The organism is Comamonas piscis, from assembly GCF_014109725.1.
GTDB lineage: Bacteria > Pseudomonadota > Gammaproteobacteria > Burkholderiales > Burkholderiaceae_C > Comamonas > Comamonas piscis.
This window is the reverse complement of sequence record NZ_CP058554.1, coordinates 1,064,659-1,086,502: the sequence shown is the minus strand read 5'-3', so window position 1 is coordinate 1,086,502 and position 21,844 is coordinate 1,064,659. Positions and strand designations below refer to the sequence as shown.

Annotated in this window: 20 protein-coding genes; 8 read left to right on the top strand and 12 right to left on the bottom strand. The window is 64.8% G+C overall.

Going from position 1 to position 21,844, the window contains the following annotated elements; all coding sequences use genetic code 11:
• Positions 1 to 5 precede the first annotated feature (5 nt).
• Genes HS961_RS04935 through HS961_RS04915 form a run of 5 tightly spaced genes read right to left on the bottom strand, consistent with a single transcriptional unit; the run spans position 6 to position 5,571 of the window.
• Positions 6 to 1,028, bottom strand: coding sequence for an ABC transporter ATP-binding protein (locus HS961_RS04935; protein ID WP_182326644.1), 1,023 nt, complete (start codon positions 1,026 to 1,028; stop codon positions 6 to 8).
• Positions 1,025 to 2,128: an ABC transporter ATP-binding protein gene (locus tag HS961_RS04930; protein ID WP_182328135.1), complete on the bottom strand. Its 1,104-nt coding sequence runs from the start codon at positions 2,126 to 2,128 to the stop codon at positions 1,025 to 1,027. Before HS961_RS04930 ends, HS961_RS04935 begins: the two co-directional genes overlap by 4 nt.
• Positions 2,128 to 3,024, bottom strand: a complete 897-nt coding sequence (locus HS961_RS04925) for an ABC transporter permease (RefSeq protein ID WP_182326643.1) — start codon at positions 3,022 to 3,024, stop codon at positions 2,128 to 2,130. Before HS961_RS04925 ends, HS961_RS04930 begins: the two co-directional genes overlap by 1 nt.
• The gene (locus HS961_RS04920; RefSeq protein WP_182326642.1) at positions 3,021 to 3,971 is read right to left on the bottom strand and encodes an ABC transporter permease; all 951 of its coding nucleotides are present in this window, start codon (positions 3,969 to 3,971) and stop codon (positions 3,021 to 3,023) included. The genes HS961_RS04925 and HS961_RS04920 overlap by 4 nt, the downstream gene beginning before the upstream one ends.
• Positions 3,972 to 3,996: 25 nt before the next feature.
• Positions 3,997 to 5,571 (bottom strand): ABC transporter substrate-binding protein, encoded by a 1,575-nt coding sequence (locus HS961_RS04915; protein WP_238347796.1) that lies wholly within the window; start codon positions 5,569 to 5,571, stop codon positions 3,997 to 3,999.
• Positions 5,572 to 5,702: 131 nt separating this feature from the next.
• Between HS961_RS04915 and HS961_RS04910 the strand changes: the two genes are divergently transcribed.
• The 3 genes from HS961_RS04910 to HS961_RS04900 all read left to right on the top strand — a co-directional run bounded on the left by HS961_RS04910 (position 5,703) and on the right by HS961_RS04900 (position 7,856).
• Complete coding sequence (locus HS961_RS04910; RefSeq protein WP_133855106.1) at positions 5,703 to 6,089, top strand: RidA family protein; 387 nt, start codon at positions 5,703 to 5,705, stop codon at positions 6,087 to 6,089.
• Between the two features lie 133 nt (positions 6,090 to 6,222).
• Positions 6,223 to 7,221, top strand: a complete 999-nt coding sequence (locus HS961_RS04905) for a 2-dehydro-3-deoxygalactonokinase (protein ID WP_182326640.1) — start codon at positions 6,223 to 6,225, stop codon at positions 7,219 to 7,221.
• Positions 7,218 to 7,856 (top strand): 2-dehydro-3-deoxy-6-phosphogalactonate aldolase, encoded by a 639-nt coding sequence (locus tag HS961_RS04900; RefSeq protein WP_182326639.1) that lies wholly within the window; start codon positions 7,218 to 7,220, stop codon positions 7,854 to 7,856. Before HS961_RS04905 ends, HS961_RS04900 begins: the two co-directional genes overlap by 4 nt.
• 87 nt (positions 7,857 to 7,943) lie before the next feature.
• On the opposite strand, the gene HS961_RS04895 is transcribed toward HS961_RS04900, so the two are convergent.
• The 3 genes from HS961_RS04895 to HS961_RS04885 form a co-directional block, all read right to left on the bottom strand.
• Positions 7,944 to 9,686: a dipeptidase gene (locus tag HS961_RS04895; RefSeq protein ID WP_182326638.1), complete on the bottom strand. Its 1,743-nt coding sequence runs from the start codon at positions 9,684 to 9,686 to the stop codon at positions 7,944 to 7,946.
• 172 nt (positions 9,687 to 9,858) lie between these two features.
• Positions 9,859 to 10,719: a DMT family transporter gene (locus HS961_RS04890; RefSeq protein WP_182326637.1), complete on the bottom strand. Its 861-nt coding sequence runs from the start codon at positions 10,717 to 10,719 to the stop codon at positions 9,859 to 9,861.
• A gap of 137 nt (positions 10,720 to 10,856) precedes the next feature.
• On the bottom strand, positions 10,857 to 12,254 hold the full coding sequence (locus tag HS961_RS04885) for a PLP-dependent aminotransferase family protein (protein WP_182326636.1): 1,398 nt from the start codon (positions 12,252 to 12,254) through the stop codon (positions 10,857 to 10,859).
• 150 nt (positions 12,255 to 12,404) lie between these two features.
• Between HS961_RS04885 and HS961_RS04880 the strand changes: the two genes are divergently transcribed.
• On the top strand, positions 12,405 to 12,845 hold the full coding sequence (locus HS961_RS04880; RefSeq protein WP_182326635.1) for an acetyltransferase: 441 nt from the start codon (positions 12,405 to 12,407) through the stop codon (positions 12,843 to 12,845).
• Positions 12,846 to 12,878: 33 nt separating this feature from the next.
• On the opposite strand, the gene HS961_RS04875 is transcribed toward HS961_RS04880, so the two are convergent.
• Complete coding sequence (locus HS961_RS04875; protein WP_182326634.1) at positions 12,879 to 13,850, bottom strand: LysR family transcriptional regulator; 972 nt, start codon at positions 13,848 to 13,850, stop codon at positions 12,879 to 12,881.
• 149 nt (positions 13,851 to 13,999) lie between these two features.
• Between HS961_RS04875 and HS961_RS04870 the strand changes: the two genes are divergently transcribed.
• Positions 14,000 to 14,242 (top strand): hypothetical protein, encoded by a 243-nt coding sequence (locus HS961_RS04870; protein ID WP_182326633.1) that lies wholly within the window; start codon positions 14,000 to 14,002, stop codon positions 14,240 to 14,242.
• A 151-nt stretch (positions 14,243 to 14,393) separates the two neighbouring features.
• Here HS961_RS04870 and HS961_RS04865 read toward each other — a convergent pair whose 3' ends face one another.
• Positions 14,394 to 14,987: a TetR/AcrR family transcriptional regulator gene (locus HS961_RS04865; RefSeq protein WP_182326632.1), complete on the bottom strand. Its 594-nt coding sequence runs from the start codon at positions 14,985 to 14,987 to the stop codon at positions 14,394 to 14,396.
• A 106-nt stretch (positions 14,988 to 15,093) separates the two neighbouring features.
• On the opposite strand from HS961_RS04865, the gene HS961_RS04860 reads away from it, so the two are divergent.
• Positions 15,094 to 16,365 (top strand): beta-ketoacyl-[acyl-carrier-protein] synthase II, encoded by a 1,272-nt coding sequence (locus HS961_RS04860; RefSeq protein ID WP_182326631.1) that lies wholly within the window; start codon positions 15,094 to 15,096, stop codon positions 16,363 to 16,365.
• A 201-nt stretch (positions 16,366 to 16,566) separates the two neighbouring features.
• Positions 16,567 to 17,076 (top strand): DUF1993 domain-containing protein, encoded by a 510-nt coding sequence (locus tag HS961_RS04855; protein WP_182326630.1) that lies wholly within the window; start codon positions 16,567 to 16,569, stop codon positions 17,074 to 17,076.
• Positions 17,077 to 17,200: 124 nt separating this feature from the next.
• Here HS961_RS04855 and HS961_RS04850 read toward each other — a convergent pair whose 3' ends face one another.
• Positions 17,201 to 18,208 (bottom strand): zinc-dependent alcohol dehydrogenase family protein, encoded by a 1,008-nt coding sequence (locus HS961_RS04850; protein WP_182326629.1) that lies wholly within the window; start codon positions 18,206 to 18,208, stop codon positions 17,201 to 17,203.
• A 109-nt stretch (positions 18,209 to 18,317) separates the two neighbouring features.
• Between HS961_RS04850 and HS961_RS04845 the strand changes: the two genes are divergently transcribed.
• Positions 18,318 to 19,169 carry a LysR family transcriptional regulator gene (locus tag HS961_RS04845; RefSeq protein WP_182328134.1) on the top strand — a complete coding sequence of 284 codons (852 nt, stop codon included), beginning with the start codon at positions 18,318 to 18,320 and terminating at the stop codon, positions 19,167 to 19,169.
• Positions 19,170 to 19,359: 190 nt separating this feature from the next.
• On the opposite strand, the gene HS961_RS04840 is transcribed toward HS961_RS04845, so the two are convergent.
• Positions 19,360 to 21,798: a heavy metal translocating P-type ATPase gene (locus HS961_RS04840; protein ID WP_182326628.1), complete on the bottom strand. Its 2,439-nt coding sequence runs from the start codon at positions 21,796 to 21,798 to the stop codon at positions 19,360 to 19,362.
• Positions 21,799 to 21,844: the final 46 nt, after the last annotated feature.

The following is a 21,844-nucleotide window of genomic DNA, read 5'->3' as shown; positions in this document are numbered from 1 at the left end:
CTCTCTCAATCTTGGACTTTCCAGCAGGCCTGCAGATGACCTTCGGCCACGGGGCGCAGCTGCATGTCAGCCTGGGCGCAGCGCGCCTCGGCCTGCGGACAACGGGTACGAAAGACGCAACCACTCGGTGGGTTCTTGGGGCTGGGCAGGTCCCCTGACAGCAGCGGGATGCTGCGCCGCTGGGCCGGGTCCGGAATCGGTGCGGCTGCCAGCAAGGCCTGGGTGTAGGGGTGGCGCGGCCGGGCATACAAGGCCTCGGTTGGCGCCACCTCCACCACGCGGCCCAGATACAGGACCACCACGCGATCGCAGAGGTATTCCACCACATCCAAATCGTGCGAAATGAACAACAAGGTCAAACCAAGGCGGTCTTTGAGGTCGCCCAGCAAATTGACCACCTGCGCCTGGATGGACACGTCCAGCGCCGACAGCGGCTCATCGGCCACGATAAAGCGCGGCTGCACCGCCAGGGCGCGGGCAATGCCGATGCGCTGGCGCTGCCCGCCCGAGAACTCATGCGGAAAACGCTCGGCATGCTCAGGGCGCAGGCCCACCTGGTCCAGCAGCTCGGCAATGCGCTGCTGGCGGGCTGCGCCGGTGGCCATGCCATGGGTGGACAGCGCCTCGCCCAGCACATCGCGGATGCGCATGCGCGGGTTCAGGCTGGCATAGGGGTCTTGAAAGATGATCTGGATATCGGCGCGCAGCGGGCGCATGGCGCTGGCGCCCAGGTGCGCCAGGTCCACCGTCTCGCCGCCCTGCTTGCGAAATTGCAGCTGGCCCGCTGTCGGCTCGATCAGCCGCGTCAGCAGCCGGCCGATGGTGCTTTTGCCCGAGCCGGACTCGCCCACCAGGCCCAGGGTCTCACCGGGGTAGATGTCAAACGAGACATCCTGCACCGCGCGCACCGGGTGGGCGCCGCTGCCAAATTGCTTGCTCAAATGCTGGATGCGCAGCAGCGGCTCGGCCGCTGCGGGCGCTGCCGTGGCCTGCTCGGCCGGGCGCTCCAGGGTGTCGGTCGTGCTCATGCGGCTTCTCCTGCGCGAATGCAGCGCACCTGGCGCTCGGTGGCCGGGGCGTCGGTGCCGGTGCGCCATGTCTCCAGGCCGGGCATGGCCTGATCGCAGGCGTTCAGGCGCTTGCTGCAGCGCGGCGCAAAGGCGCAGCCGGGGGGCGGGTTCAAGGGGCTGGAGACCTGGCCGGGGATGGCATCCAGGCGGCGCCGCCCCACAAAGGCGGGTTTGCCGCCGGCACGCAGTGCAGCGGCCTCGGCCAGCTCGCGCTGGCGCGCCATGCCGGGCAGGCAGCCCAGCAGGCCTTGGGTATAGGGGTGCTGGGGCGCGGCAAACAGCGCATGCACGCTGGCGGTCTCCACAATGCGTCCGGCATACATCACCGCAATCGCATCGGCGTACTGCGCCACCACGCCCAGGTTGTGGGTCACAAACAAGATGCTCATGCCCGTCTCTTTTTGCAGCCGGCCCATCAAGGCCAGGATCTGCGCCTGGATGGTCACATCCAGCGCGGTGGTGGGCTCGTCGGCAATCAGCAGGCTCGGGTCGCAGGCCATGGCCAGCGCAATCATCACCCGCTGGCGCATGCCGCCAGACAGCTGGTGCGGGTACTCATGCACGCGCTGGGCGGTAGCCGGTATCTCCACCAGCTCCAGCATGCGCTGGGCATGGGCCAAGGCCGCTGCCTTGCCCAGGCCCTTGTGCAAGCGCACCGATTCGGCAATCTGCTCGCCCACGGTCAGCACCGGGTTCAGGCTGGTCATCGGCTCCTGGAACACCATGGCCAGCTCATTGCCGCGCAGCGCCCGCAGGGATTTGGCATCGAGCGACAGCAGATCCACCGTGCGGCCATCGCGCTGCATAAACTGGGCCTGGCCCTGCACCTGGGCTTGCGAGGTTTTGGCATGCAGGCCCATCAGCGACAGACTGGTCACCGACTTGCCCGAGCCCGACTCGCCCACCAGGGCCAGGGTCTGGCCCGGCAGAATCTGAAAGCTCACATCGGAGACGCTCTGGATGCGCCCGCCATCGGTGGCGAACGAGGTCGACAGCGAGCGCACATCCAGGCGGGGCACAGCCACGTCGGCGGCCGCTGCAGGGGTGGCGGTGTTCATCATGATTTGTTCTTCAGCTTGGGGTCGAGCAGATCGCGCACACCGTCGCCCAGCAGCTGCAGCGACAGCGCCGTCAGCACAATGGCCACGCCCGGGGTCAAGATGGTCCAGAAGGCCTTGTCGGCATACTCCAGGCTGCCGGCAATCATCGTGCCCCAGGTGGGGATGTCGGGTGGCACGCCCACGCCCAGAAAGGACAGTCCCGCCTCGGCCAGGATCGCATAGGCAAAGATAAAGGTGACCTGTACCAGTACCGGCGACAGCAGATTGGGCAGGATATGGCGCCACAGAATCAGCGGGGTGCGCACGCCCAGCGCCTTGGCGGCATCGACAAACAGCAGCTCACGCAGCACCAGGGTGGAGGCGCGCACCACGCGAGCCACACGCGGTGTGTAGACGATGGTCAGCGCCAGAATCACATTCCACAGCGATGCACCGAGGATCGACACCAGCGCAATGCCCAGCAGGATATCGGGGAAGGCCATCATCGCGTCGACCAGGCGCATCAGCGGTGCATCCAGCCGGCGAAAGTAACCGGCCAGCATGCCCAGCAAGGTGCCCAGCACCACAGCGCCCAGCGCGGTGAAAAAGCCAATCATCAGCGAGTAGCGCGCGCCGTAGATGATGCGCGCCATCACATCGCGGCCCAGCTCATCGTTACCGGCCCAGTGCGCCCACGACGGCGCATGCAGGCGCATGCTGATGTTCATGCCATTGGGGTCGGAGTCGGTGAACAGCGGGTAGAGCAAGGCGGTGGCCGTGATCAAGAACAGCACCAGTGCACTGGCCAGCACCACCTTGCGCGCAAACAGCCGGCGCAGGGTTTTGAACCAGGGGGACTGGGCCCAGCCGCCGCGCGCGGGCAGCGGCAATGCCGTGGGGGAGGCGTTGATCATTGGCCCTCCAGACGAATGCGGGGATCCACCACCGTGTAGAGCAGGTCGATCGCGAGGTTGATGAAAACGTAGATGGCGGCAATGACGAGCAAGGTGCCCTGGATGACGGGGTAATCGCGCCGCAGCACGGCCCGCACCACCAGGTTGCCCACGCCGGGCAGGTTGAACACCGTCTCGGTCACCACCGTGCCGCCAATCATCAAGGCCAGGGTCAGGCCCAGCACGGTGACAACCGGCACCAGCGCATTGCGCAGCACATGCTTGACCAGCACCACCGACTCGCCCAGGCCCTTGGCCCGCGCGGTGCGTACATAGTCTTCACCCAGAATGTCGAGCACCGAGGCGCGGGTAAAGCGGATGATCAGCGCCGAGTTGAGCACGCCCAGCACCAGGGCCGGCAGCAGCAAATGCTGCAGGCGGTCGCCAAAGCTGGCGTCCGGGTCGCCATAGCCCGAGGCCGGGAACCACCCCAGGTGGACGGCAAACACCTGAATCAGGATCAGGCCGAACCAGAAGCTGGGGATGCTGGCACCCAGCATCGCAATCGTGCTCAGCACCTGGTCGATCCAGCTGCCGCGCCACACGGCCGCAGCCATGCCGCAGGGCACACCGATCAAGGCGGCAATCGACACGGCGAACAGCGCCAGAAACATGGTCGGTTCGGCGCGCTCCAGCAGCGCATGCGTGACCGGCATTTGCAAGAAGAGGGACTGGCCCAGGTTGCCTTGCAGCACCTGGCCAATCCACAGCACAAACTGGGTGGTGAGGGGCTTGTCCAGCCCGTACTGCACGCGCGCGGCAGCAATATCGGCAGCGGTGGCCTGGTCACCCAGCAGCAGCGCCACCGGATCGCCCGACGCCAGACGCGTGAGCAGGAACACCAGCACGGCGACCAGGGCGAGCACCACCACAGCGCCGCCCAGGCGCTTGACTAAAAAATACAGCATGGCTGAACTCGGCAGACGCTAGGGCTTACTGGCTCAGCGAGGTGTTCCAGAAGAAAGGCCAAGGCATGGGCTGGTAGCCCTGCAGCTTGGACGAGCGTGCCGACAGTGCATTGAACTTGCCCACTTCGACAAAGGGCACCTCGTCATAAACGAGTGCCTGCGCCTTGCCCCAGAGCGGGCCGCGCTTGGCCACATCCGGCTCACCGTTGAAGGCGGCGAGTGCGGCCTTCTTGGTCTCGGTCTCCCACCAGCCAGGGGCGCCGCTGCCCATTTGGGGTGGCGACAGCATTGGCTCAGGGAACAGGCCCGAGTGGGTCATGTAGACATCCCAGAGCTTGGCATCGTTGCGGCGCTGCACCAGGGTGGCCCAGTCCACCACCTGCAGCTCGGTCTTGAAGCCGGCACGCTTCAGGTGCTCGGCCATCACCAGCGCCATGTTGTAGTGGAACTCGTACTGGCGGCTGGCCATGATGCGGATCGGCTCGGACTTGTAGCCGGCCTTGGCGGCCTGGTCCTTGGCCAGCTGCGGGTTCTTCTGGTTGTAGAGCTTGGCGCCGGCATCCGAGTAGTACGGCGTGCCCTTGGCAAAAAAGTTGGGCTCGGCAGCGAAGAAGCGCTTGTCGCCAAAACCGGCCAGCAGCATCTCGGCTGGGCCCATCGCCGTTTGCACGGCCTGGCGCAGCTCCTTCTTGGCCAGCACACCTTCCTTGGTGTTGAAGACGATGTAGGGGAAGCCAAAGTTCTGCGTGACGATCGGCACCACATTGGGCGCGGCTTTTTCCAGGCGGCCTACCGATTCGACCTGCAGCAGATCGGCGTACTGGAACTGACCCGAGAGCACGCCCTCGACCCGCGTCGTCGCATTGGGCACCGGCACAAAGCGCAGCTCATCGAGCTGGGCCTCGCGCTTGCCGGCGTAGCCACTGGCGGGCTCGCTGCGTGCGGCGTACTGGTCAAAACGCGCCAGCACGGTGAACTGGTCGGGCTTGCGCTCCTTGAGCTTGTAGGGGCCGGTACCGATGAAATCCTTGAGCACCGGTGCCACCACGTCCTTGGGCATGATGCCCGCCATGCCGCTGGGCATCGCCAGGTGGGCCAGCAGCGGCGCATACACCGCCTTGAGCTTGATCTCTACCGTCTGCGGGTTCTTGGCCGTCATGCTGGCGATCTCTTGGCCCACGGCCTTGCCGCGTGCCGATACCTCCATCCAGCGCTGCAGCGAAGCGACCACATCATCGGCCACCATGTCCTTGCCGTTGTGGAACTTGACGCCCTTGCGCAAGGTGATGGTGTAGGTCAGGCCGTCGGCAGAGATGACCGGCATGGCCTGGGCCAGCATGGGCTGGATGTTCCACTGCGCATCAAAGGTGAAGAGCGGCTCGTAGACGTGCTGCATGATGGTGCCCACCAGGTCGGTGGAGCTGACCATCGGGTCCAGACTCTGGGGCTCGCCAATCATGGCCAGATTGGCGGCACCGCCCTTGTGGGCCGCCTGGGCCCAGGCGCTGCCCGCTGGCAGGCCTACGCAACCGGCAGCCAACAGGGCTGCGGCAAGCAGTTGGCGACGGGAGGTGCGTACACGCGAGGCAAGGGCGTTCATGGGGCAGGCTTTCATCGAAGGGGTGAAGAAATTTTTTTACACCACAACCGCTAAAAACTGCCTTCAAATCGTTTTATTGACAGATTTATGGGTTGTTGATGTAATATCTTTACATACAGGAGACCCACCCCATGACAGTAATTACCCTAGGCCAAGCCCCTCTCGCATCGGACCGTCTGGCCCGTCCGCTTTCGCCCGCCGTGCGCGCTGGCGACTTTGTTTTTGTCTCGGGCACCGTCCCCACCGACGACCAGGGCCAGGTTGTGCCCGGCGGCATCGAAGCGCAGACCCGCGCTGTGTTCAAGCGCCTGGAAGAAGCCTTGGCGCTGGGCGGCTGCACCTTGGCCGATGTTGCCAAGGTCAATGTCTGGCTAGACGATCCCCGTGATTTTGGCAGCTTCAACCGCGTCTACATGGAGTGCTTTGGCGACCACCGCCCAGCCCGCTCGACCGTGGAATCGCGCCTGATGATCGACGCCAAGGTCGAGATCGACGTGACGGCCTACAAGCCGCTGTAAAGCTCCTCCGCGCACCGCCACCGACAGCCCAGCGGGAGGCGCGCAGCAGGCGCGACAGCTGCCCGCTGCAGGCGCTTCTACAATGGCCGGCGCAGACTTGTCTGCGCCTTTTTTTGGCCCCTACCCACCGCCCATGCCACAGCCCCCATCCTTTACTGCCCGCGCGCCGGGAGACCCGCGCCCCCGCATGCTTGCCATCGACTGGGGCACCACCTCGCTGAGGGGCGTGCGCATTGATGCGCAGGGCCACATCACCGAGCGTCGCGCTCTCCCCCAAGGCATTTTGCAAGTGGCTCCCGGCGGCTTTGCCGATGCGTTTGCACAGCACTTTGGCGACTGGCTGGCTGAGGACCCGCAGCTGTGCCTGCTGTCAGGCATGGTGGGCAGCCGCCAGGGCTGGCAAGAGGCAGCCTACTGCCCCTGCCCGGCCGATTTTTCCGCACTGTGCAGCCAGCTCCTCTGGCTCGATAACCCCCAGGGCGTGCCGACCGCCATCGTGCCGGGCATGAGCAGCCTGGCGCAGAGCCAGGTCGACGCCGTGCATGGCGTGCCCGATGTGATGCGTGGTGAGGAAATCCAGGTCATCGGCGCGCTGGCGTTGATGGGCAGCCGCGACGGCCTGCTGCTGCTGCCGGGCACGCACAGCAAATGGGTGCAGGCGCAGAACAGCAGCATCACCGGCTTCAAGACCTTCATGACCGGGGAGCTGTTTGCGCTGCTGGCCCAGCATTCCATCCTGGGCAAGACCCTGGACAGCAGCGCCGCGCTGGACGAGGCCGCCTTCATCCAAGGGCTGGAGCGGGCGCAGAGCGCCGACAGCCTGAGCCACCTGCTGTTTGGCACGCGCGCGCTGTCGCTGTTTGGCGCGCTGGACCCGGCCCAGTCGGCCAGCTACCTCTCGGGCCTGCTGATCGGCCAGGAGCTGCGCACCATGCCGACCGCTGCCGGCAGCCGCGTGGCGGTCATCGGCTCCAGCACCCTGGTGCAGCGCTACAGCCTGGCGCTGCGCCATGTGGGCTGCGAAGCGGTCGCCTTTGGCGATGAAGCCACCTGGGCCGGCCACCAAGCGATTTACGACCACCTGACCCAGACGACCTCCTCCACACCGCCGTCACTGACACCCCAGCCATGAACCTGATCCAACAATTCCAGGCCCTGCAGGCCAAGCTGCCGCTGATCGCCATCCTGCGCGGCCTCACCCCCAGCGAGGCCGTGCCCGTCGGTGCCGCCTTGCAATCGGCCGGCTTTGGCCTGTGGGAAGTGCCGCTGAACTCGCCCGAGCCGCTGGAGAGCATTGCCGCGATGCGCGAGGCCTACCCGGATGTGTTGGTGGGCGCCGGCACGGTGCTGACGCCCCAGCAGGTGCGCGATGTGCATTCCGCCGGCGGCCAGCTCATCATCTCGCCCAACTGCAACCCTGCGGTGATCGACGAGGCCGTCAAGCTCGGCCTGATCAGCCTGCCCGGCGTGTTCACCCCCACCGAGGCCTTTATGGCGCTGGAGCATGGCGCGCACGGCCTCAAGATCTTCCCGGCCGAGCTGTCCTCGCCGGCCGTCGTCAAGGCCATGCTGGCCGTGCTGCCCAAGGGCAGCCATATCTACCCCGTTGGCGGCATTGCGCCAGACAACATGGCGCCCTGGCTGCAAGCCGGTGCGGCAGGCTTTGGCATTGGCTCGGCACTGTTCAAGCCCGGCAAAACGGCCACGCAGGTGCGTGTGGATGCGCTGGCGTTTGCAGAAAACTTTCGTGCGGTGAAGCTCGGCTAATCCAGCTGCACTGCCGAACGGCACGCCATAAAAAAGGCCTGCACCCGTCAAGGGAGCAGGCCTTTTGCTTGGGTCAACGCCCCGTGCTTATTGCATCTGCTGCAGGTTGCCGATGCGTACCAGCATCTCGGTAAACATCTGCATATCGGCTTGCAGGTCCGGCACTTCCTTGTACTCCAGCGCGTTGTGCGCGGTGTACTTCTTGCCCGGCATCGCAGGGCCAAAGTTGATGGCATTGGGCATCAGCTTGGCGGTGGTGCTGCCGGCGGTAGGCACGGGCTTGGCATCCAGGCCGGTGGTGTCGCCAAAGATGTTCAGCAGGGTCGAGAGCCAGGCGCCCTTCGGGTCGCGGGCCATCCAGTTGCCCTGGGTGTAGTCGATCTTGACGGGCACCTTGGCCGCAGCGCTCCAGTTGGCAATGCCCTTTTCCACTTCGGCCTTCAGCTGCTCTGGCGATTTGCCGCGCGGCATGCGCGCATTGGCGGTCACTTCCAGCTGGCCATTGCCGGGCTTGATCAGGTTGGGAGAGATGGTCAGCGGGCCCATGAAATCGTCGGCGTAGGCGACGTTCAGGCCCTTGCCAAAGTAGTCCAGTCCATACACGCCATTGATATAGCGCACGGCTTCGCTGTACTGGTTCGGTTGCACCAAGGGCTGGCCCTGGGCGGGCATCAGCGCCGACTGCAGCAGCAAGGCCAGGCGCGGCACGGGGTTCACGCCTTCTTCCGGGCGCGAGCCGTGGGCAGAGGTGCCGATCACTTTGATATCGATCTTGTTGGCGCTGCTCACCACGTCCACGCTGAACTTGCCAAACTGCTGGTTGCTGGCCACAAAGCTGTCTTTGGCGGCTTGCAGCTTTTGGGCCACGGCGGCCAGCGCGGCGGCATTGCCGGCCTCGATCGTTGCCGTGGCCGTCTGGGCAATCGCATTGGCCGATGCCGCACCCGCCATCGCGGTGATAGCCGGTTGCTGCGGGTCGGTCTTCATATCGGCAAAGCTGGCCTTGATGGCGCCCGTGCCTTTTTCGGCCACCACCGCCGGGTACTTGCTGTCGAGCACGATGTTGTAGTCGGGCAGCTTGGTCTTGTCGCGGTAGTACTTCATCGCATCGCCACCGGTTTCTTCGGTGGTCTCGATCATCAGGCGGATACCGCGCTGCAATGGCAGCTTGGATTGCTTGACGGCCTTCATCGCGTACAGCACCGTGGCGATCGAGCCCTTGTCGTCGATGGTGCCGCGTCCGTAGAGCTTGTCACCCACGCGGGTGACCTTGAAGGGGTCGAGCTGCTGGCCATCCACCACCCATTCGGCGGGCACTACCGGCACCACATCGGCGTGGGTCAGGATGCCGAACTCTTGGCCGCTCTGGCCCGGCAAGGTCACTTCAAAAATGCGTTTATCCACATTGCGGTACTGCAGGCCAAAGTCCTGGGCCATCTTCTCGACCATGCGGCCAAAGTCGATGATGGCCGGGCTCTCGTGCGGTGGCACCTTGGGGTCGCGCACCGTTGGCAGCGCCACCATCTGGCTGATGCTGCTGAGCACCTGGTGCTCTTGCGTCAAGCGGGTGTAGAGGCCCAGCAGGCGTGCCACATTGGCCAAGTCATCGCCTTGCAATGCATCGCCCTGCGTGTAGCGCTGCACCGCAGGAGCCAGGCGCGCATCCTGCTTGGCGGCGTTCTGCAAAAACTGCGCAAAGCTCGCAGGCGTCTTCACCGCTTCGGCGGCAATCGCATCCAGCGCCGGCTTTTGCAGCAGCTGGGCCTGGGCAGTGGCCGCCGCCAAAGCAATACCTAAAGCAATGGCGGTGTGGCGGAATACGGTCTTCATGGCAAACCTCGGTGTCTTATTTTGGAAAGCCAAAAGAATAGCCGCTTTCCGCACCGCCCAACGCCAGATAACTTCGCCAAACCGGAGCCAAGCATCCGGAACATGCCCGCTTGGTATCGGATGCGGACAACGTGTGGGGCCACCTGCTGTCAAAGGCGGTGCGGCGTCTTGATCAGGCGTATTTCTTGGCCCCCGCCACGCAGACCACCGCCACCAGGGTCACCACCAGCATCGACCCGCTGACCTGCTCATGCAACAGCACGGCAGCCAGCGCCAAGCCCATAAAGGGCTGCAGCAATTGCAGCTGCCCAACCGCAGCAATGCCGCCTTGCGCCAAGCCCCGGTACCAGAACACAAAGCCGATCAGCTGGCTGAAGACAGCCACATAGACAAAGCTGAGCCAGGTGGCGCTGCGCACATGCGCCAAGCTTGCAGGGGCCAGCCACAGCGCCAAAGGCAGCATCAGCGGCAGCGACAACACCAATGCCCAACTGATGACCTGCCAGCCACCCAGCTTGCGCGACAGGCGCGCGCCCTCGGCATAGCCCATGCCGCAGACCAACACGGCGGCCAGCATCAGTAGATCGCCGATGAGCGAGCCCTGCCCGCCGCCCAGGGCTGCATAACCCGCTACCACCGCAGCCCCTGCCAGCGAGAAGACCCAAAACAGGCCTCTGGGCCGCTCACCCCCACGCAGTACCGCAAAGACGGCGGTGGACAGCGGCAGCAAACCGACAAAGACGATGGAATGGGCAGAGGTCATGTGCTGCAGCGCCAAGGCCGTCAGCAGCGGAAAACCCACCACCACGCCCAAGGCCGCAATCGCGAGCGACGGCACATCGGCTGCAGCAGGCCGGCGCGCACGCTGGGCCAGCAAAAAGGATCCCCCCAGCAGCGCCGCCACCACGGCGCGGGCGCAGGTCAAAAAACTGGGGTTCAAATCTGCCACCGCCACCCGCGTGGCCGGCAGCGAACCGGCAAAAATCGCCACCCCCACCAAGCCATTGACCCAGCCGCCCGTACTCTTGTCCATACCCAACTCCTTGATCGAGTCAGGAGTACAGCATGGGGCCTGCACTGCGCACCAGACACAGTGCAGTACAGTTCAAAGAAACTGTTATCAATAAAAAGCAATACAGTTGATCGATGGGCTGCGCAAAAATGCAGCCGTCAGCGGCCCGCCGTGGCTTGGTTCAAAGCCCGGGCCAGCACCGCAAACACCCGTTCATCCGCGCACTGCGACACATTGAAGCGCACATAATCCCCCGCCGACTGCGACTGGCTGAACGAATTGCCAGGCGCCAGCACCACCCCTTCCTGCAGGCATGCCCGTGCCACCGCTGCCGCATCGGCGCCTTGCGGCAGGCGGCACCACAAAAACATGCCGGCCTGCGGCATCAAGGCGGGCTCCACCCGCAGCTTGCGCATCCGATGCGCCACCTTCTCCATGTTCTCGGCCAGGCGCTGGCGCACCAAATCCATGTGCTTGCGGTAGCCGCTGTCGGTCAGGGTTTTCAGGATGATGTCCTGCGCCAGCCGCCCGGCGCCAAAGGTGGTCGCCAGCTTCAGATCGACTAGGCCCTCGATCCATCCCGGCCGCGCCGCCAAGTAGCCACAGCGCACCGAGGCCGAGATGGTCTTGGAAAAGCTGCCGATCTGGATCACTCGCGCCAGCCCATCAAACGCTGCCAGCCGAGGCGCATGCTGGTTCTCGAAGTCGGCAAAGATATCGTCTTCCACAATCACCAGGTCCGAGTTTTCCACCAGCTTGAGCAGCCGGTGCGCGACCAGCGGCGACAGCGCTGCGCCGGTGGGGTTGTGGATGCCGGCATTGGTGATGTAGAGCCGGGGCTGGTGCTCTTGCAAGGCCTTGTCAAACAGCTGCACATCGGGGCCCTGCGGCGTGTAGGGCACGCCCACCGCCTGCACCTGGTGCGCCTTGAGCAGCGCATGGAAGTTGAAGTAGCAAGGGTCGTCGACCAGCACCTTGTCGCCTGGCTTGAGCAGGAAGCGGCACACCAGATCGATGGCCTGCGTGCCCGACTCGGTCAGCATCACCTGCTCGGGCGACACCTCAATGCCGGTGGCCGCCATGCGCCTGGCCAGCAGCTGGCGCAGGCCCGGGCTGCCCAGCGGCGTGGCATATTCGGTCAGCTCCGCCAGCGGCCCCCGCGCCTGCGCACGCAACGCCCGCCGAATGCCTTCTTCAAACATCCAGTCCGGCGGCAGCCAGCCGCAGCCCGGGCGCAAGGTGGTCTGCGCACTCTCCAGCGATTGGCGCGACACCCAGAGCGGATCGACCACCCGGTCCAGCTTGGGCCCCAGCTCCAGCAATGCCAGCGGCGCCACCGGCCCGTTGACATAAAAACCGGCCCCCGGCCGCGCAACGACCAAGCCCTCGGCCGCCAGCCGCTCATAGGCTTCCACCACCGTCGACACCGACATGCCCAGCAGCCCCGCCTGTTGCCGCACCGATGGCAGCCGCGTGCCCGGCAAGTAGCTGCGCGAGGCCATACCGGCACGCACATGCGCCATCACTTGCTGGATAAGGGTTCCGTTGCGCGCCATCATCCGCTCCACTGTTCTGCTAAAAACTCCATAACGGTAGAGCTTAATTGTTATTGGATGCGGATGCCAGCCATGGGCAATGCAACGCCCATCTGCACCCAGGCCGTGCGCACCTCGCGGGTGTACAGCAGGCCTGTGCATAATTCCACGATGATCACTATCCGCCCCTCCCGCCCCGAAGATGGCCCACGCGCCGTCGAGATCTGGCGCCAGGCCGTAGACGCCACCCACCACTTTCTGCTGCCAGAGGACCGCGCAGCCCTCGATGCGCTGGTCAGCAGCTTTCTGCCCCAGGCGCCGCTCTGGCTGGCCGTTGATGCGCAGGACCACCCACTCGCCTTCATGCTCATCGACAATGGCCACATGGAAGCCCTGTTCGTAGACCCCATCGCCCGAGGCCAAGGCCTGGGCGCCGCGCTGGTGCGCCATGGCCTGTCACTGCATGCGGAGATGAGCACCAATGTCAACGAACAGAATGCCCAGGCGGTGGGCTTTTACGAAAAGATGGGCTTTCGGGGCACCGGGCGTTCGGAGGTGGATGGGCAGGGGCGACCTTATCCGCTGATCCATTTGAAGTACGGCGGTGCTTGATTACGCAGGCAAGCCCCAGCGCAGCACGCATCTTTAGGGTGCTTCGCTGGACATAACCTGCGCCAACGCTGGATGCCCCGGCAGCACCTCCAACAGATAGTCCACAAAGCTGCGCACCTTGGCAGGCACATACTGCCGGTCGCGGAAGCAGGCAAAAAAGTCCAAGGTCACCTCCTCCAGCTGCAGCGGTCCCGGCGCTGCTTTGCGGCCCTTGCGCGCAGGCTGCAGCACCAGCGGCACCAGCCGCCCTTCCTGCACATGGCGCTGGGTGATAAAGCTGCCGGCCCAGACAATGCCGCCACCGGCAACTGCCAGCTCCACCAGCGCATCGATATCGGTGCCAATGGCGGCAATGCGCAGGCCAGGATCTACACGGCGGCCATCGCGCACAAAGGGCCAGCGCATAAAGCGCCCGTCCCGCTCGCGACGGTACTGCAAACAGGCATGCTGCAGCAGATCCTCGGCGACCTGCGGACGGCCATGCTTTTCCAGATACGCGGGCGAGGCATACAAAAAGCGCGGCATGGCAGCGAGTGGCCGCACCGACATGCCGGGCTCCAGCACATCGCGGTAGCGGATACTGACGTCCACATCCTCCTTAAGCACATCGACATCGCGGTCGGTCACCAGCAATTCCAGTTCCAGCTGCGGGTGGCGCGCCTGGAAGGCCGGCAGCAAGGGCGCCAGCACATGGCGCCCAAAGGCGGCCATGCAGGCCACGCGCAGCCGCCCTTGCACGACCCCATGCACCAGCGACACATCGGCCTGCGCGCGAGCCAGTTCATCGAGCACCGGCGCCACCCGGGCCAGGTAGCGCTCGCCCGCTTCGGTCAACGCCATCGAGCGCGTGGTGCGCGTCATCAGCCGCGTGCCCAGCTCGCGCTCCAGCCGCGCAATGTTCTGGCTGGCCGCCGCCGGAGAAATACCCAGCTGGCGTGCAGCCGAGGCGATGGAGCCCCCTTCCAGGGCTTTGACAAAGATGTCGATAGCGCGCAGATTCGTCATGGATAGCAATGTATCGCTAAACCCATTCGTAAATCTGGATTACGAGTTCTGCAAGCGGGCGCCCTCTACCGAAGTAGCTGCCGCATCCCTACAGTTACCCCTAAGGTAGCCGGCCACGGGGCCCGGCCGCTATTACTTGGGAGCCAGCTATGCAGAATGTGATTGAGGCCGTGACACCGCAGGGCGATGTGATTTTTCGGGTAGAGGATGGCGGCTATATCGTCGCCCAGCAGATCGATGCCAAGCCTTTGAAGCCGGCGCAGATTTTGGAGGGCGCGCTGGAGACCATAGGCATTGAGAGTGCGACGGATCCCGCTACCGGACTGACCTACGAGTTCTTTATTGCTGGCTATGGCTTATCGCGCGAGGGAGCGTTTGGGGCGCCTGAATGAGTCTGTATCGTCCACACGCCTTAAGTGGTGCACGGCCCCATTTCCACGGGCGTGCTCCGGCTTAATCCGTGGCCGGCGCATGCTGAGGATGGAATGAATCCCGCCATTTGCCGCTATTCCTCAGCAGCATAGCAAGCGGCATTGCACCCGATTACCCACCACCCAGCGGCGCCAACTGCGCCCGCAAAGTTGCCAAAATCTCCTCGGACAACGCAGGGTTGCCCGCCGCCGTGGCGCGGGCCAGCGCTAAAGCGCCCACCATGCTGCTAAGCGCCACAATGGTCTGGGCGCGTTTGCTGGCGTCATCGCCCTGCACGACTTCCATAAACCGCTGGATATTGCGCTCCACCCCTTGTGCAAATACTTCGGACATCTCTGGGCCTGCGCGGGCCGCATCTGTGGCCAAAGCGGCAGCTGGGCAGCCGTCGCCCGGGTGGTCGCGGTGGTTCGCCGACAGATAGCTATGCACCAAGGCACGGAGCCGGGCGGCAGGATCGCCATCGGCATCTGCGGCATCCAGGCCCTCCAGCGGCGTGATGGTCCAGTCAAAGGCGCGCAGGCAGGCCTCTCTGGCGAGGGCATCCTTGGACGCAAAGTGCCGGTAGAGCCCGCCATGTGTCAGGCCCGCATCACGCGTGATCTCGGCCACGCCCACGCCCTCCAGGCCTTTTTCTCGGTAGAGGCGCGCAGCGGCATCCACGATGCCTTCGCGGTTTTCGGCGGCTTGTGCTTTGCTGACTTTCATGCGTTAGATGATACCCATCATCAAAACTCATTTATGATGACGATCATCATAAATAAGGCTGGACGCTCGTTTTACCACGATGGCGCCCATCCGCGAAAGCTGCCATATGGATCGTCGTGTCGTCATCACCGGGCTGGGCCTGGTGTCACCGCTGGGTTGCAATGTGGAGCTGGCCTGGCAGCGCTTGCTGGCGGGCCAGTCGGGCGTGCGTGCGCTGGCCGCCGAGGTTGGTGAAGGCACCGGCGTCACGGTCGCTGGCCGCGTCCCCAGTTTGCAAGAAGACCCGCAAGCCGGCTGGAGCGCCGAGGCCATCATCGCCGCCAAAGAGCTGCGCCGCATGGACCGCTTTATTGCCTTTGCGCTGGGCGCCGCAGACCAGGCGCTGGCGCATGCGCAGTGGAGCGAAGCCAGCGCCGAGCAGTTGGAGCGCGCCGCCACCATCATTGGTTCTGGGGTAGGCGGCTTCAGCACCATTACCGACGCAGTACGCACCACCGACGGCAAAGGGCCGCAGCGCCTCTCGCCCTTCACCGTGCCGGCCTTTCTGGCCAATCTGGCCGCCGGGCAGGTCTCCATCCGCCACCAACTCAAGGGCCCGCTGGGCGCGCCGGTTACCGCCTGCGCCGCCAGCATCCAGGCGATTGGCGATGCGGCACGCTTGATTCGCAGCAACGAGGCAGACATGGCGCTGTGCGGCGGCAGCGAAGCCACCATTGACCGCGTGGCCCTGGGTAGCTTTGCAGCAGCCAAGGCCGTCGCCACCGGCGGCGAGGGCCATCCGGGCCAGGTGTCCCGACCTTTTGACATGGCGCGCGAAGGCTTTGTGATGGCCGAAGGCGCAGGCCTTCTGGTGCTGGAGGCTTTGGACCATGCGCTGGCGCGCGGCGCCACACCGCTGGCCGAAGTCATCGGTTATGGCACCTCGGCCGATGCCTACCATGTCACCTCCGGCCCCGAGGACGGATCGGGCGCTGCCCGCTCAATGCGCGCCGCCCTGCGCCAGGCGCAGCTCCAACCAGGCGATATCCAGCATCTGAATGCCCATGCCACCTCCACACCGGTGGGTGATCGGGGCGAGCTGGCCGCCATCCGCCAGGTGTTTGGCGCCGGCACGGGCCCCTCCATCACCGCCACCAAATCGGCCCTGGGCCATATGCTGGGCGCCGCCGGCGGGGCCGCTGCGATCTTTAGCGTATTGGCCTTGCGCGACCAGATGGCGCCGCCTGTGCTTAATCTGGACAACCCGGACCCCTTGGCCGATGGTTTGGATTTGATTCGCGGCAGTGCGCGGGCGCATGCGATGGAGCACGCCATGCTTAATGGGTTTGGGTTTGGTGGGGTGAATGCGTCGTTGGTGTTGAAGCGGTTTGGTGGCTGATAAGCGCAGCGGCCATTTCGCGGAAAGCGAAGGACCCGCTGCATTCCCCGCCGTATTTCCATGCCCGCAACGTGCGACCAGCAAGCCTGTAACGGCACCATGCAGGATGCTTCGTCCTTTTGCTGTTAGCCTTCCATAGCCCGCAGAACCTCTGCCAGCCCCACCTCGGCCATCGTGCCATTTCTAAAAAGTGAACCCTCTATGACCAGCCCGCTGTACACCGCCTCCATTCCCGTCTTGCAGCAGATGTTGCGTGCCCTGTCCGATGTGCTGAAGAAGGCCGAGGACCACGCGACACAAAAAAATATTGACCCCAATGCGCTGCTGCAAGCGCGGCTGTTTCCCGACATGTTTCCGCTCGTCCGCCAGGTGCAGATCGCCTCGGACTTCTCCAAGGGCATCGCCTCCCGCCTGGCCGGTGCCGAAGTGCCATCCTGGCCCGACACGGAGACCAGCTTCGCCGACCTGCAAGCCTTGATCGCCAAGGCGCTGGCCCATCTCGAATCCTTCCCAGCCTCGCAATTTGATCTCAGCGAAAGCCGCGAAATCGTTCTGCGCCCCGGCACGCCCAAGGAAAAGAAGCTGAGCGCCAATGCCTATCTGCTGCACTATGGTCTGCCACAGTTCTTCTTCCATGTGACCACCGCCTATGCCATCCTGCGCCACAACGGTGTGGAGGTTGGCAAGCGCGACTATATGGGCGCCTATTAAGGCCAGCGATCAGCGCCTCCATGGCGGCGCGGTTCCAGCGAGCTAATCGCTCGCTGGTAGCCGTTATACCGGCGCCAGGCTTTCAAAGCGCAGGGCAAAGGGCGCAGGACCTGGCCCGTACCGTTCAAGCGCCCTGCAGCATGTCCACCACCAGCTTGCCCTGTGCCGTACCGGCCTTGAGCACCCGATAGGCCTCGCACACCGAGTCGACAACAAAGTGCCGGGGGTCCAGCTGGGCAACGAGCTGGCCTGCGCGTGCCATGCCTGCGGCCTCGCGCAGGATCTCGCCGTGGTGCTCGCCGCCTTCGCCGGTCAGCATGGGCAGCAGGGTGAATACGCCTGAATAGGTAGCAGCGCGAAAAGACAGCGGCGCCAGCGCATGGGTGCCCCAGCCCAGGCAGCTCACCACATGGCCAAAGCGGCGCACGGCTTGGAAAGACGCATCCAGCGTCGCGCCGCCCACCGTGTCATAGACGATATCGAAACCCCGTCCCGCCGTGTGCTGTGCCACATAAGCGTCCACGGTCTGCGCGCGGTAGTCGATGGCAGTGGCGCCCAGGCTTTCGATAAAGCCGCGCTGCTCGGCGGTGCCCGTCGCGAAGACGTCCGCGCCCCGGGCCCGGGCAATCTGGATGGCGATATGCCCCACGCCACCAGCGCCGCCATGCACCAGCACCTTCTGTCCGGCGCGCACACGGGCACGGTCGACCAAGCCTTCCCAGGCGGTAATGAAGATCAGCGGCAGTGCAGCAGCCTCGCGCATTGACAGCTGCTCAGGAATGGGCGCAAGCAAGGCGGCGTCGACCGCCGTGTACTCGGCCAGTGAGCCTTGCAAGCCAGCGACACCGCCCGCCATGCCAAACACGCGCTCGCCCACCGCAAAGTCTGTCACCCCCGCGCCCACGGCAGCCACGGTGCCAGCCAGGTCAATACCCAGCACAGCAGGCAGCGGGTGGCGCGCATGGGGCGCCTCACCCGCATGGATCTTGGTGTCGAGCGGGTTGATCGCGCTGGCGTGGATGCGTACCAGCACCTGCCCCGCGCCGGGCTGCGGACGCGCCATGGAGACCATGCGAAAGGCGCCGCCGTGGGTATCGAGCATCGCGGCGGTCATGGAGAGAGAGGGGGCCATACAAGTTTCCTTGGGGATAAGAGATACGCCATTGTTGGACCTACTCAAACGTTTGAAAATAGACAATACTGACGTCTACTCATTCATTTTTGAAGGGCCCAACATGCAGATGGAATGGAGCGACCTGCGCGTGTTCCTCGCAATCGCCCGCACCGGCACGCTGGGTGCTGCCGCACGCAGCAGCGGCCAGAGCCAGCCCACCATGGGCCGGCGGCTCCAGGCCCTGGAGCAGGCGTTGGGGCAGACGCTGTTCCAGCGCACCCGAGACGGCTTTGTGCTGACCGACGAAGGCATGGCCGTGCTCGCGCATGCCGAGCGCATGGAAGAAGAGGTGCATGGGCTGGAGCGCAAGCTCTCCGGGCGCGACGGCCTTCTCGAAGGCATGCTCCGGCTCTCGTCCTCCGACTGGTTTGGTGCGCATGTTCTGGCCCCGGTGCTGGCTGAATTTGCACAGCTGCAGCCGCGCGTCATTGTCGAGTTGCTGACCAGCGCCACCCATTTCAGCCTGCCCCGGCGCGAGGCCGACATGGTGTTTCGCATTCAGCCCTTTGACGAGCCCGAGGTCATCTCACGCAAGCTCATGCACATTGACTACGGCGTCTACCTGCACGCCGCGCTTGAGGCACCGCAGGCCGGCGATGGCTCCGGCGCTTCGCTGATCACCATGGACACCGCCTTCGGCGGTATGCCCGATGCCCTTTGGCTGAAGAAGATGCTGCCAAACGCCCAGATCGTGTCCCGCAGCAACAACCGCGATGTGCAGGCGCGGATGTGCGCGTTGGGTGCCGGCATCGCCGTGCTCCCCCGCCCGCTGGGCGATGCGCTGGCTAGCGTGCGACTGCTCGATCTCGGAGAAACGCCGCCAGGGCGCGACACCTGGGTGGGCTACCACCGTGATCTGCGCAGGCAGGCACGGCTGCGTGCGCTGCTCGATCTCGTGGTGGCCCGCCTGGGTAGTTGATACGCAAACCGGCCTGTGCGATGCACAGGCCGGATGTGGCGCTATCCGCACCCACAAGCACATCGCCGAGGTCTAGCTTCCGCTGCTGACTGAATGCAGGCTGCGGGAGGTGGATCGCTCGGCGATGTGATGGCTGTCTTGGACGCCACCCAAGGCAAGCGGCGCCGAAGACCTGTGCAAAGGGCCAGGCCTATGCCTTGCCCCCACCCCGCAGCAACCGCAGCCCATTGAACACCACCAACAAACTCGCCCCCATATCCGCAAACACCGCCATCCACATGGAGGCATTGCCAAACACCGCCAGCGCAAAGAACACCACTTTGATGCCGAGCGCGAAGATGATGTTTTGCCACAGGATGGCATAGGTGCGTTTGGACAGCAGCACGGTCTCGGGCACACGGCGCAGGTCGTCGTTCATGATGAGGATGTCGGCGGCTTCCTTGGCGATGTCGGTGCCGGCGCCGCCCATGGAGAAGCCGATGGAAGCAGCGGCCAGGCTGGGGGAATCGTTGACGCCGTCGCCCACCATGCCGGTGGGCTGCTGGGCCACCAGGCCGTTGATGACCTGGAGCTTGTCCTCGGGCAGCAGGTTGGCCTTGACCTCGTCGATGCCAACTTGCGCAGCAATGGCGCGGGCGGTGGCTTCGTTGTCGCCCGTCAGCATCACCGTGCGGATGCCCAAGGCCTTCAGCTCGGCAATCGCCTGTTTGCTCGATTCCTTGGTGGTATCGGCCACCGCAAACAGGCCCAGCACGCCTTGCGCGCTGGCCAGCACCGAGACGGTCTGCCCCTGTTCCTCCATCGCCAGCATCAGCGCCTCCACCTCGGCCGAGCACTGGCCGCGCTCATGGATCCAGCGGTGGTTGCCCAGCACATAGCTCTGGCCGGCGATATCGCCTTTGACGCCACGGCCCAGCTCGGCAGCAAAGTTATCTACTTCCAGCGCTTCGCCATCGATACCGGTGGCGACCGCCTTGGATACCGGGTGGTCCGAGCGCGCAGCCAGGCTTTTGGCGATGCGCTCGATCTGCTGGGCATCGGTGCCGTTCGACAGCATGCGGGTCTGCACCAGCTGGGGGGTGCCGGCAGTGATGGTGCCGGTTTTGTCAAGGGCCACCACGCGCAGCTTGCGCGCCTCTTCCAGATAGGCACCACCTTTGACCAAAATGCCTCGGCGGGCGGCTGCAGACAGGCCGCTGACAACGGTCACCGGTGTGGAGATGACCAGCGCACAAGGGCAGGCAATGACCAGCAGCACCAGGGCCTTGTAGATAGCGGTCAGCCAAGGCCAGCCCAGCATCAACGGGGGCAGCACGGCCACGGCGACGGCCAACACAAAGACGGCGGGGGTGTAGATGCGGGCAAAGCGGTCTACAAAGCGCTGCGTGGGCGCGCGCTGGCCTTGCGCCTCTTCCACCGCGTGGATGATGCGCGCCAGCACGGTATCGGTCGACCGCTTGGTGACCTTGAATTCCAGCGAGCCACTTTGGTTGATGGTGCCGGCAAACACAGCATCGCCCGGCGCTTTGTCGACCGGAATGCTCTCGCCGGTGACGGAGGACTGGTCCACCGCGCTTTGGCCGCTGGTCACCTCGCCATCCAGTGCAAAGCGCTCGCCGGGCTTGACCCGTGCCAGGGTGCCCACTGCCACCGTTTTGGCATCCTGCATCTGCCAGCTGCCATCGGCCTGCTTGGCCTCAATCTGCGGGGGCGACAGCGCCAGCAGCTGGGCAATCGCATTGCGTGCGCGGTCTACCGAGCGGGCCTCGATCAACTCGGCCAGCGAGTACAGCGCCATCACCATGGCCGCCTCGGGCCACTGGCCAATCACAAAGGCGCCGATCACCGCGACGCTCATCAGCGCATTGATGCCCAGCTGGCCGCGCAGCAGGGCCGACAGGCCTTTCTTGAAAACGCCCAGGCCCGACAGCGCAATGGCTACCGCAGCGACTGCCATGCCCACCATGCGCCAGACCGAGGTCTCGGGCGTCAGCAGGTGCAGCAGCTCGGCCGTGGCTGCCACGACCAAGGCTGCAATCAGGCGGAACAGCTCACGGCGTTGTGCCTTCTGCACATCGGCAGCGGACGGGGGTGCGGACAGTGTCTCGGTGCTAAAGCCTGCTGCCTGGATCTTCCCCGTCACCGCCGCCCATTCCTGCGGGTCGGCCTCCACCCGCAGGGTGCGGGCAGGCAGGTCAAACTGCAGCAGCTTGACGCCCGCCGCGCCTTCGAGGATCTGGCGAATCTGGCCCTCTTCCACGGGGCAGTCCATCGCGGGGATGCGCAACAGCAAAGCCCCCCCATCGGCCTTCAAGGCCGAGCTGGCCTGGGCGGAAGGGCCCAGATCGGGGGTGCAGCAGTCGCTATGCGCATGCGCTGCAGCCGCCGTTGCTGCGGGAGCATGGGAATGCGAATGCGCGTGGTCGTGACCATGGCTGTGGTCGTGATCTTTGTCGTGATCTTTGTCGTGGCTATGGCCGTGGTCATGACTGTGGCCATGCCCCTTGGCGGCCACGGCGGCGGCTGGGTGGTCTTTGCCAGCGCAGCAAGATGCCGATGCAGGGCCATCCGCATGGCGGTGCGCGGTGTCGGAATGGGCGGTATCGGGTGTTGAATTCTTCTGGGTCATAAAGCGTGTTTCCCCTGTTGCATCGATTAGAAACCCTGTAGTAACT

Excerpts from the sequence above, each read along its gene's own strand:
- HS961_RS04860 (WP_182326631.1), top strand. The coding sequence starts at position 15,094 with ATGGATCGTCGTGTCGTCATCACCGGGCTGGGCCTGGTGTCACCGCTG.
- HS961_RS04850 (WP_182326629.1), bottom strand. The coding sequence starts at position 18,208 with ATGGCCCCCTCTCTCTCCATGACCGCCGCGATGCTCGATACCCACGGC.
- HS961_RS04840 (WP_182326628.1), bottom strand. The coding sequence starts at position 21,798 with ATGACCCAGAAGAATTCAACACCCGATACCGCCCATTCCGACACCGCG.
- HS961_RS04855 (WP_182326630.1), top strand. The coding sequence starts at position 16,567 with ATGACCAGCCCGCTGTACACCGCCTCCATTCCCGTCTTGCAGCAGATG.
- HS961_RS04925 (WP_182326643.1), bottom strand. The coding sequence starts at position 3,024 with ATGATCAACGCCTCCCCCACGGCATTGCCGCTGCCCGCGCGCGGCGGC.
- HS961_RS04895 (WP_182326638.1), bottom strand. The coding sequence starts at position 9,686 with ATGAAGACCGTATTCCGCCACACCGCCATTGCTTTAGGTATTGCTTTG.
- HS961_RS04905 (WP_182326640.1), top strand. The coding sequence starts at position 6,223 with ATGCCACAGCCCCCATCCTTTACTGCCCGCGCGCCGGGAGACCCGCGC.
- HS961_RS04890 (WP_182326637.1), bottom strand. The coding sequence starts at position 10,719 with ATGGACAAGAGTACGGGCGGCTGGGTCAATGGCTTGGTGGGGGTGGCG.
- HS961_RS04885 (WP_182326636.1), bottom strand. The coding sequence starts at position 12,254 with ATGGCGCGCAACGGAACCCTTATCCAGCAAGTGATGGCGCATGTGCGT.
- HS961_RS04920 (WP_182326642.1), bottom strand. The coding sequence starts at position 3,971 with ATGCTGTATTTTTTAGTCAAGCGCCTGGGCGGCGCTGTGGTGGTGCTC.
- HS961_RS04915 (WP_238347796.1), bottom strand. The coding sequence starts at position 5,571 with ATGAACGCCCTTGCCTCGCGTGTACGCACCTCCCGTCGCCAACTGCTT.
- HS961_RS04930 (WP_182328135.1), bottom strand. The coding sequence starts at position 2,128 with ATGAACACCGCCACCCCTGCAGCGGCCGCCGACGTGGCTGTGCCCCGC.
- HS961_RS04880 (WP_182326635.1), top strand. The coding sequence starts at position 12,405 with ATGATCACTATCCGCCCCTCCCGCCCCGAAGATGGCCCACGCGCCGTC.
- HS961_RS04845 (WP_182328134.1), top strand. The coding sequence starts at position 18,318 with ATGGAATGGAGCGACCTGCGCGTGTTCCTCGCAATCGCCCGCACCGGC.
- HS961_RS04910 (WP_133855106.1), top strand. The coding sequence starts at position 5,703 with ATGACAGTAATTACCCTAGGCCAAGCCCCTCTCGCATCGGACCGTCTG.
- HS961_RS04900 (WP_182326639.1), top strand. The coding sequence starts at position 7,218 with ATGAACCTGATCCAACAATTCCAGGCCCTGCAGGCCAAGCTGCCGCTG.
- HS961_RS04875 (WP_182326634.1), bottom strand. The coding sequence starts at position 13,850 with ATGACGAATCTGCGCGCTATCGACATCTTTGTCAAAGCCCTGGAAGGG.
- HS961_RS04935 (WP_182326644.1), bottom strand. The coding sequence starts at position 1,028 with ATGAGCACGACCGACACCCTGGAGCGCCCGGCCGAGCAGGCCACGGCA.
- HS961_RS04870 (WP_182326633.1), top strand. The coding sequence starts at position 14,000 with ATGCAGAATGTGATTGAGGCCGTGACACCGCAGGGCGATGTGATTTTT.
- HS961_RS04865 (WP_182326632.1), bottom strand. The coding sequence starts at position 14,987 with ATGAAAGTCAGCAAAGCACAAGCCGCCGAAAACCGCGAAGGCATCGTG.